Raw genomic sequence first — 8,182 nt, 5'->3', positions numbered from 1 at the left:
GGGGGGGGGTGGGGGCGCGGGGGGGGGGCTTGCTCCGGGGGGGGGGGGGGGGGGGTGGCTGGGTTTCGGGCCGTACGCCCTCACCCCCGGCCCCTCTCCCATTCGGGAGAGGGGAGACCCGCTCTCACTCCAACACGATCCGCACCGCCTTCTCCGCCGCCGCGAGCTGGTCGTCGGTGCAGCGGGTCAGCTTCACCTGAAGCCGCGTCAGCGCCTTCTGGCGCTCCGGGGTCGGCGCCACCGGGGGCTCGGCGGCGAACAGGGCGGTGGGGTGGATGTCGAAGGCTTTCGCCAGGGCTTCCAGCGTGTCGAAGGACGAGCCGACGTCGCCGCGCTCGATCTTGCCCACCGTCGTCTCGGAAATGTTCGCCTTCTCGGCCAGGAGCTCGCGACTCCAGCCGCGCGCTTTGCGCGCCGCACGGACGTTTGCGCCTACGATGTCCTTGAGTGTCACGCGCCGCCTCCCACGACGCGAAGCTGCGCAAAGGACCCGGCGTCGCGTAAGGGCGTGAGAAGACATGATTTGACGTATGTACCTTCTGAAGGTACTTTGTCCGTCCAACACCCGACACACCCCACCCCCAAAACCCCGCGAGGCCCCCATGAGCGAGCCCTGGACCCTCCGGGACATGATCCTCGTGGTCCTCAGCCTGGCGCAGTTGCTGATTCCGGTCGTCGGGATCGTTTATCTCCGCTTCTTCCGTCCCCGCCCGAAGCGGAAGAACGTCACCGAGGCGGAGGTCTTTGCCGAGATCGACCGGCGGCTCGCGATCGGCGCTCCGCGCCCCGGGCGGACGCGGTTCTGGTGGCGGCGGCGCTGAGGGGGGCGAGGGGGCGCAGCGGGGCGCCTTGTCCTTCCCCCTGACGGCGGCTCCGCGCGCGCTCGCGACAGGAGACGGATGGGGCGCGTGCGGGACGAGGCGTCGCGTTGCCGCCTGCACGATCCCCGGCCCCTCCCTACGAGGGGGAGGGGAGACCCGCGAGCCTCTCGCGAACCCTCGGAGTGCAGCGCGACCCGATCGGCGGAGAAACGTGAATCGTATCGTCGATCGCAGGGGAGGGGGGCGCCGAAGTTTGCTACCGGTAATCGGCGGCGCCGCAAAAGAAAAAAGCAAGGCGTCAGCCTTGCTTCGAAAGCGTTTTGTTTGTTTTTCGGCCGGTCTCTGGCGAACCGTGCCCGCAATGGCTTGTTGCCCCGGGCTTATGCCTGTTTCCTCCCAGACTTGGGCCGCACCCCTCGAACAGCGCCCTTGCGGGCGTGTCTTGGTGTGACGGTTTGTAGCCTACGCCAAAGCGCTTGTCACGTCCTTGTGCATAGAGTGCCTTTCCTTTTTGCATATGGGTATCTTTCCGGCACCGCGCGGCTCCCGCCGAGACGAGGCTTCGCTGGGAAAACCCGCACGCCGGCCTTGTCTTTTGCCGCGCAGGCGTATTGTCTGCGTCTCGCGGGAGACGGGCGCTCGCGCGTCGAATCGGCGGCCGGCGCGCTCGTCGCCGAGAGCCGGCGGGAGCCGCGATCTCGAAAGTGCCGGATTCGCCGTGCCTGACGGTACCCGCGCCGTTTCTCGTGGGAACGCTCCGGCGGCGCTGAACAGGGAGACGTGAGCTGATGGCGCGCGCGACGCGGCCTTTCGCGGCCTTCGAGTGGATGCTCGCCGGGCGCTATCTCCGCACCCGGCGGCGCGAGGGCTTCGTCTCGGTCATCGCGCTGTTCTCCTTCATCGGCATCATGCTCGGCGTCGCGACGTTGATCATCGTGCTCTCGGTGATGAACGGCTTCCGCAACGAGCTCTTGTCGAAGATCGTCGGCATGAGCGGCCACGTCTTCGTCGCGCCGATCGAGCGCCCGCTCGACGATTACGACGAGGTCGCGCGCACCCTCGAGAGCCTGCCCGGCATCCGCCTCGCGCTTCCCGTCGTGGAGGGCCAGGCCTTCGCCTCCTCGCAGCTCCAGGGCGGGGGCGTCCTCGTGCGCGGCGTGCGCGGGGAGGATCTCGAACGCGTGCCCGAGATCGCGAACAACGTCGTCCAGGGCTCGCTCGACGGCTTCGCCCGTGCGGACGATCCGGAGGCGGAGGGCGTCGTAATCGGCGCGCGGCTCGCAGCCCAGCTCGCGCTCCAGGCGGGCGATCAGATCACGCTGATCTCCCCGCGCGGCGCCGCGACCCCCTTCGGCACCGCGCCGCGGATCAAGAGCTATCCGGTCCAGGCGATCTACGAGATCGGCATGACGGAATTCGATTCCGTCTTCGTCTTCATGCCGCTGCGCGAGGCGCAGGCCTATTTCAACCGCGCCGACGACGTGAACGTGATCGAGGTCTTCCTCGACAATGCCGACCAGGTCGGCATCGCGCGCGCACGCATCGAGGCGGGCATCGAGCGGCCGATCTTCCTCACCGACTGGACGCAGCGCAACCGGACCTTCTTCAACGCGCTCCAGGTCGAGCGCAACGTGATGTTCATCATCCTCACGCTCATCGTGATCGTGGCGACGCTCAACATCGTCTCTGGCCTGATCATGCTCGTGAAGGACAAGAGCGCGGACATCGCGATCCTCCGCACGATGGGCGCGACGCGCGGGGCGATCATGCGCGTGTTCCTGATCACGGGCGCGTCGATCGGGGTGGTCGGCACGCTCGCGGGTCTGGTGCTGGGGCTCCTGTTCACGCTCAACATACAGGCGATCCAGGAGATCGTGGCGCGCATCACCAACACCACGCTCTGGGATCCGACCGTGCGCTTCCTTGCCGAAATTCCCGCCGATATCGATCCGCTCGAGGTCGTGGCGGTGCTCGTCATGGCGCTCGGCCTGTCGCTGCTCGCGACCCTCTATCCCTCCTGGCGGGCGGCGCGGCTCGATCCCGTCGAGGCGCTGCGTTACGGATGACGAGAATGACCGGATCCGTGACCGACGACGCGCGAGAGACGCAGCCCCCAGGCGATTATCCCGCCCTCTTCCTCCACGCCGTCGAGCGCTGGTATCCGCAGCGCCAGGGCCGGCTCGAGATCCTGAAGGGCGTCGAATTCGCGGTCTGGCCCGGCGAGATGGTCGCGCTCGTCGCGCCGTCCGGCACCGGCAAGTCGACGCTGCTCCACGTCGCGGGCCTGCTCGAGCGCCCGGACGGCGGCGAGGTCTATATCGGCGGGAACGCGACCGCGCACATGGACGATGCGGGGCGCACCCGGCTGCGGCGCGAGGAGATCGGCTTCGTCTACCAGTTCCACCATCTCCTGCCCGAGCTCTCCGCGCTCGAGAACGTGGTGATGCCCCAGCTCATCCGCGGCCTGTCGGCCAAGGAGGCGAAGGCGCGCGCCTCCGAGCTCCTCGGCTTTCTCGGCCTCTCCGAGCGGCTCGACCATCGCCCGGCCGAATTGTCGGGCGGCGAGCAGCAGCGGGTCGCGATCGCTCGCGCCGTCGCCAACGCCCCGCGCGTCCTCCTCGCCGACGAGCCGACGGGCAATCTCGACCCGCACACCTCCGCCCACGTCTTCTCGACGCTGATCGCGCTCGTGCGCGCATCCGGCCTCGCGGCCCTCGTCGCCACCCACAATTTCGACCTCGCCCGCCGCATGGACCGCGTGGTCACGATCCGTGACGGGTTGGTGATCGATGTGGGGTAGAATGGGGAGATATCCCTCCCCGTAGGGGAGGGTGGCCCCTGGAGCGGAGCGACAGGGGTCGGGTGGGGCCCGCTGCCGTACTGGCGCTCCCTCTCCTTGCCGTCAGAGCTTGTAAATCGTTCGAACGCTGTCATCCCGGGCCGCGAAGCGGACCCGGGACCCATACGCTCCGATGATCGTCCGAGCGCGCATGCCGCGCTCGCTCCGCTGCCTTGCCGCATCGGTCGTCGGAGACACGCAGCCTATAGGCTGCGAAACAAGGGTCGTGGATATGGGTCCCGGATCGCCTTCGGCGTCCGGGATGACAACCCAACCCTCCCTTAAGGGAAGGGCGGCACCCGAACTCAACCTCAATCGAGGTGGAACTTCGCCCATTCGCGGTGCTCGGCGGCGATCTTGCGGACGGTGCCGGTCGCCGAGCGATAGACGACGGTCTCCGTCTCGATCACCTCGGGCCCGAACTTCACGCCCATGGTCAGCGCCGAATCGGTGACGCCGGTCGCCGCGACGATCACGTCGCCGGAGGCGAGCTCGGTGACGTCGTATTTCTTGTTGGGGTCCTTGACGCCCATGCCGAAGGCGCGCTCGCGCTTCTCCTCGGTGTCGAGGACGAGCCGGCCCTGCATCTGGCCGCCGATGCAGCGCAGCGCGCCCGCCGCGATCACGCCCTCGGGCGCCGCGCCGATGCCGAGATAGATGTCGATGCCCGTGCGGGCGCTGTCGGTCGTGTAGATGACGCCGGCGATGTCGCCGTCGGAGATCAGCCGCACGGCGGCACCCGTCGCGCGGACTTCGGCGATGAGGTCGTGGTGGCGCGGGCGGTCGAGGATCAGCGCGCAGATCGCGGAGGGCGCGACGCCCTTCGCCTTGGCGAGCGCGTGGATGTTGTCGGTCGCCGACGCGTCGAGATCGACGACGCCCTGCGGGTAGCCGGGGCCGATCGCGATCTTGTTCATGTAGACGTCCGGCGCGGCGAGCAGCGTTCCGCCTTCGGCCATCGCCATCACGGCGATCGAGCCCGGCATGTCCTTCGCGCACAGGGTCGTGCCCTCGAGCGGGTCGACGGCGATGTCGACCTTCGGGCCCGAGCCGAGGCCCACGCGCTCGCCGATGAACAGCATCGGCGCCTGGTCGCGCTCGCCCTCGCCGATGACGACGGTGCCGTCGATCTGCAATCGGTTGAGCTCGCGACGCATCGCGTCCACCGCCGCCTGATCGGCCGCCTTCTCGTCGCCGCGCCCGCGCAGCCGCGCCGCCGCGACCGCCGCGCGCTCGGTGACGCGCACGAGCTCGAGCGTGAGAATGCGCTCGATATAGGGGTTGGGCGCAATCTTCTTGGTTTCGTTCATCGACGCATGCTCCTCGAATGCCCTTCCGGGCGACCCCCTGGGGGCGGGCTCAGTCCCGCTCGATTCGGATGACCTGCGGCGGCTCGGCGACGAGCCCGTCCGCGTGGATGCGCGCGAGCGCCTCGCGGATCGCCGCCTCGGTCGTCGCGTAGGTGATCAGCACCACCGGCACCGGCGTGCCCGAGCGGCCGGTCGGATCGACGTCGGCGCTGCGGGCGCGATGCTGGATGATGCTCTCGAGCGAGATATCCCCCTGCGCCATCCGCGTGGCGATGCCCGCGGCGGAGCCCGGCCGGTCGAACACGGACAGACGGATGTAGTAGCCGCCCTCGTGGCGCTGCATCGGCGCGCGCTCGAGCCGCTCGAGCCGCCCCGCGGGCATGCCGAATGCCGGGCGGACGTGGCCGGCCGCGACGTCGACGATGTCGGCGATCACGGCGGACGCCGTCGCCTCGCCGCCCGCGCCGGGGCCGATGAGGGTCAGCTCGCCGACGGCGTCCGCGTCGATCGTCACCGCGTTCGTGACGCCCATCACCTGCGCGATCGCGGAGGTGCGCGGCACCATGGTCGGGTGGACGCGCTGCTCGATGCCGGTCTTGGTGCGCTCGGCGACGCCGAGCAGCTTCACCCGGTAGCCGAGCTCCTTCGCCATCGCGAGATCGAGCGGGGCGATCTTCGAGATGCCCTCGACGTAGATCGCCTCGGAATCGAGCGCGACGCCGAAGGCGAGGCTCGTGAGGATCGAGAGCTTGTGGGCGGTGTCGAAGCCCTCGACGTCGAAGGTCGGATCGGCCTCCGCATAGCCCAGCCGCTGGGCGTCGGCGAGGCATTCGGCGAAGGAGAGCCCCTCCGCCTCCATCCGCGAGAGGATGTAGTTGCAGGTGCCGTTGAGGATCCCGTAGACGCGCCGCACGCGATTGCCGGCGAGCGCCTCGCGCAGGGCCTTCACCACCGGCACGCCGCCCGCCGAGGACGCCTCGAAGGCGAGGGCGACGCCGCGCTCCTCCGCCAGCCGCGCGAGCGCGAGGCCGTGGCGCGCGAGGAGGGCCTTGTTCGCCGTCACGACCGGCTTGCCCGCCGCGAGCGCCGCCTCGACGCAGGCGCGCGCCGCGCCCTCCTCGCCGCCGATCAGCTCGACGACGCAATCGATGCCGGGATCGCGGGCGAGCGCCACCGGGTCGTCGTGCCAGGCGACGCGGGAGAGATCGACGCCGCGGTCGCGCGAGCGGTCGCGCGCGCAGGCGCCGGCAAGCACGATCTCCCGCCCGGCCTTGGCGGCGATCGCCTCGCCGTTGCGGGCGAGAATCCGCGCGACGCTCGCGCCCACGGTTCCCAAACCGGCGACACCGAGCCTGAGCGGTTGATTCATGAGGCGACATCCAAGAGGCTGCGGCGGGCGCGAGGCCCGCGAGACGACATGCGTGACGGTATTGCACCCTTTCGCCGCCGGTTTCAAGGCGAGCGGCGACCGAATCTCCGAACGCGTTCGGAATAGCGGATAATCCGGGGCGCCCCCGCCCAGCCTTGAATGGATCGAGGGCTCCGGGGGTTCCTTGACCCGCCTCGCGCGTTCGCTTAAAAGAACACCGCTTCGAAGGAAACGCCATCCGAGGACCAGACGATGACCGATCGCACGCCCGGCTTCAACACGCTCGCCATCCATGCGGGCGCCACGCCCGATCCGACGACCGGCGCGCGCGCGACGCCGATCTACCAGACGACCTCCTTCGTCTTCGACGACGTCGACCATGCCGCGTCTCTGTTCGGCCTGCAGGCCTTCGGCAACATCTATACCCGCATCGGCAACCCGACCTGCGCGGTGCTCGAGGAGCGCGTCGCGGCGCTGGAGGGCGGCACGGCGGCGCTCGCGGTGGCCTCGGGCCACGCGGCCGAGTTCCTCGCCTTCCACGCTCTGATGCAGCCGGGCGACAATTTCGTTGCGGCCAACAAGCTCTACGGCGGCTCGATCAACCAGTTCAACCACGCCTACAAGAGCTTCGACTGGTCGGTGCGCTGGGCCGACGCCGACGATCCGGCGAGCTTCGAGGCGCTGATCGACGGGCGCACGAAGGCGATCTTCATCGAGTCGATCGCCAATCCGGGCGGCGTCATCGTCGACATCGCGGCGGTCGCGCAGATCGCGAAGAAGCACAAGATCCCGCTGATCGTCGACAACACGATGGCGAGCCCCTACCTCATCCGCCCGATCGAGCACGGCGCGGACATCGTCATCCACTCCGCCACGAAGTTCCTCGGCGGCCACGGCAATTCGATCGGCGGCGTGCTCGTCGATGCCGGCACCTTCGATTGGGTGGGCGACGAGCGCTATCCGATGCTCTCGAAGCCCCGGCCGGAATATGGCGGCATGGTGCTCGGCGAGACCTTCGGCAACTTCGCCTTCGCGATCGCCACGCGCGTGCTCGGGCTGCGCGATCTCGGCCCCGCGCTCTCGCCCTTCAACGCGTTCCTGCTCCTGACCGGCATCGAGACGCTGCCGCTTCGCATGCAGCGCCAGTCCGACAGCACGCTCGCGGTCGCCCGCCATCTCGCCGGCCACGAGGGCGTGAGCTGGGTGAGCTATCCCGGCCTCGAGGGCGATCGCTACCACGCGCTCGCGCAGCGCTACTGCCCCAAGGGCGCCGGCGCCGTCTTCACCTTCGGCGTCAAGGGCGGCTACGAGGCGGGCGTGGCGCTGGTGAAGCGGCTCGAGCTGTTCTCCCACCTCGCCAATATCGGCGACACGCGCTCGCTGGTCATCCACCCCGCCTCCACCACCCACCGCCAGCTCACCGACGAGCAGCGCGTGGCGGCGGGGGCGGGCCCCGACGTCGTGCGCCTGTCGATCGGCCTCGAGGACCCCGCCGACCTGATCGCGGATCTCGATCGCGCCCTCGCGGGGTGAGGGGCGGGGGAACATCCCTCCCCGTAGGGGAGGGTGGCCCCTGAGCGCAGCGAAGGGGTCGGGTGGGGCCCGAGGCTTGAAGCAAGATATCCACCCGGGCCCCACCCGGCCTTTCTCGCTTCGCTCGAAAGCCCACCCTCCCCTACGGGGAGGGATTGGGGCGCGAATCCCTCCCCGTAGGGGAGGGTGGCCCCTGGAGCGGCAGCGACAGGGGTCGGGTGGGGCCCGAGGGTTGAAGGATAATCTCCACCCGGGCCCCACCCGGCCTTTCTCGCTCCGCTCGAAAGTCCACCCACCCCAACGGGGAGGG

7 protein-coding genes are annotated in these 8,182 nt (G+C 69.5%); 4 read left to right on the top strand and 3 right to left on the bottom strand.

Features of this window, described 5'->3' with window-relative positions; all coding sequences use genetic code 11:
* Window positions 1-124 precede the first annotated feature (124 nt).
* A complete protein-coding gene (locus tag ACK4UM_RS20695; protein ID WP_409802887.1) occupies window positions 125-454 on the bottom strand; it encodes a helix-turn-helix domain-containing protein in 330 nt (109 codons plus the stop codon).
* Window positions 455-602: 148 nt separating this feature from the next.
* Here ACK4UM_RS20695 and ACK4UM_RS20690 point away from each other — a divergent pair, with 148 nt between their 5' ends.
* From ACK4UM_RS20690 to ACK4UM_RS20680, 3 genes are all read left to right on the top strand, one after another.
* Entirely contained in the window at window positions 603-821 is a 219-nt protein-coding gene (locus ACK4UM_RS20690) for a hypothetical protein (RefSeq protein ID WP_409802884.1), read from the top strand.
* Between the two features lie 788 nt (window positions 822-1,609).
* Window positions 1,610-2,887: a lipoprotein-releasing ABC transporter permease subunit gene (locus ACK4UM_RS20685; RefSeq protein ID WP_409802881.1), complete on the top strand. Its 1,278-nt coding sequence runs from the start codon at window positions 1,610-1,612 to the stop codon at window positions 2,885-2,887.
* Between the two features lie 5 nt (window positions 2,888-2,892).
* Window positions 2,893-3,621: an ABC transporter ATP-binding protein gene (locus ACK4UM_RS20680; RefSeq protein ID WP_409802877.1), complete on the top strand. Its 729-nt coding sequence runs from the start codon at window positions 2,893-2,895 to the stop codon at window positions 3,619-3,621.
* A gap of 350 nt (window positions 3,622-3,971) precedes the next feature.
* Here ACK4UM_RS20680 and glpX read toward each other — a convergent pair whose 3' ends face one another.
* A complete protein-coding gene (glpX, locus tag ACK4UM_RS20675) occupies window positions 3,972-4,970 on the bottom strand; it encodes a class II fructose-bisphosphatase (protein ID WP_409802874.1) in 999 nt (332 codons plus the stop codon).
* A gap of 49 nt (window positions 4,971-5,019) precedes the next feature.
* Entirely contained in the window at window positions 5,020-6,339 is a 1,320-nt protein-coding gene (locus ACK4UM_RS20670) for a homoserine dehydrogenase (protein ID WP_409802871.1), read from the bottom strand.
* 252 nt (window positions 6,340-6,591) lie between these two features.
* Here ACK4UM_RS20670 and ACK4UM_RS20665 point away from each other — a divergent pair, with 252 nt between their 5' ends.
* A complete protein-coding gene (locus tag ACK4UM_RS20665; RefSeq protein WP_409802868.1) occupies window positions 6,592-7,872 on the top strand; it encodes an O-acetylhomoserine aminocarboxypropyltransferase in 1,281 nt (426 codons plus the stop codon).
* The last annotated feature ends 310 nt before the right edge of the window (window positions 7,873-8,182 follow it).

The organism is Salinarimonas sp., assembly GCF_046292825.1.
Classification (GTDB): Bacteria; Pseudomonadota; Alphaproteobacteria; order Rhizobiales; family Beijerinckiaceae; genus Salinarimonas.
The sequence above is the reverse complement of the archived record's forward strand: the minus strand, read 5'-3'. Positions and strand labels throughout refer to the sequence as shown.

What these genes read in the sequence shown, in the direction of transcription:
- ACK4UM_RS20690 (WP_409802884.1), top strand. Translation starts at nt 603, where the DNA reads ATGAGCGAGCCCTGGACCCTCCGGGACATGATCCTCGTGGTCCTCAGC.
- ACK4UM_RS20685 (WP_409802881.1), top strand. Translation starts at nt 1,610, where the DNA reads ATGGCGCGCGCGACGCGGCCTTTCGCGGCCTTCGAGTGGATGCTCGCC.
- ACK4UM_RS20680 (WP_409802877.1), top strand. Translation starts at nt 2,893, where the DNA reads ATGACCGGATCCGTGACCGACGACGCGCGAGAGACGCAGCCCCCAGGC.
- glpX (WP_409802874.1), bottom strand. Translation starts at nt 4,970, where the DNA reads ATGAACGAAACCAAGAAGATTGCGCCCAACCCCTATATCGAGCGCATT.
- ACK4UM_RS20670 (WP_409802871.1), bottom strand. Translation starts at nt 6,339, where the DNA reads ATGAATCAACCGCTCAGGCTCGGTGTCGCCGGTTTGGGAACCGTGGGC.
- ACK4UM_RS20665 (WP_409802868.1), top strand. Translation starts at nt 6,592, where the DNA reads ATGACCGATCGCACGCCCGGCTTCAACACGCTCGCCATCCATGCGGGC.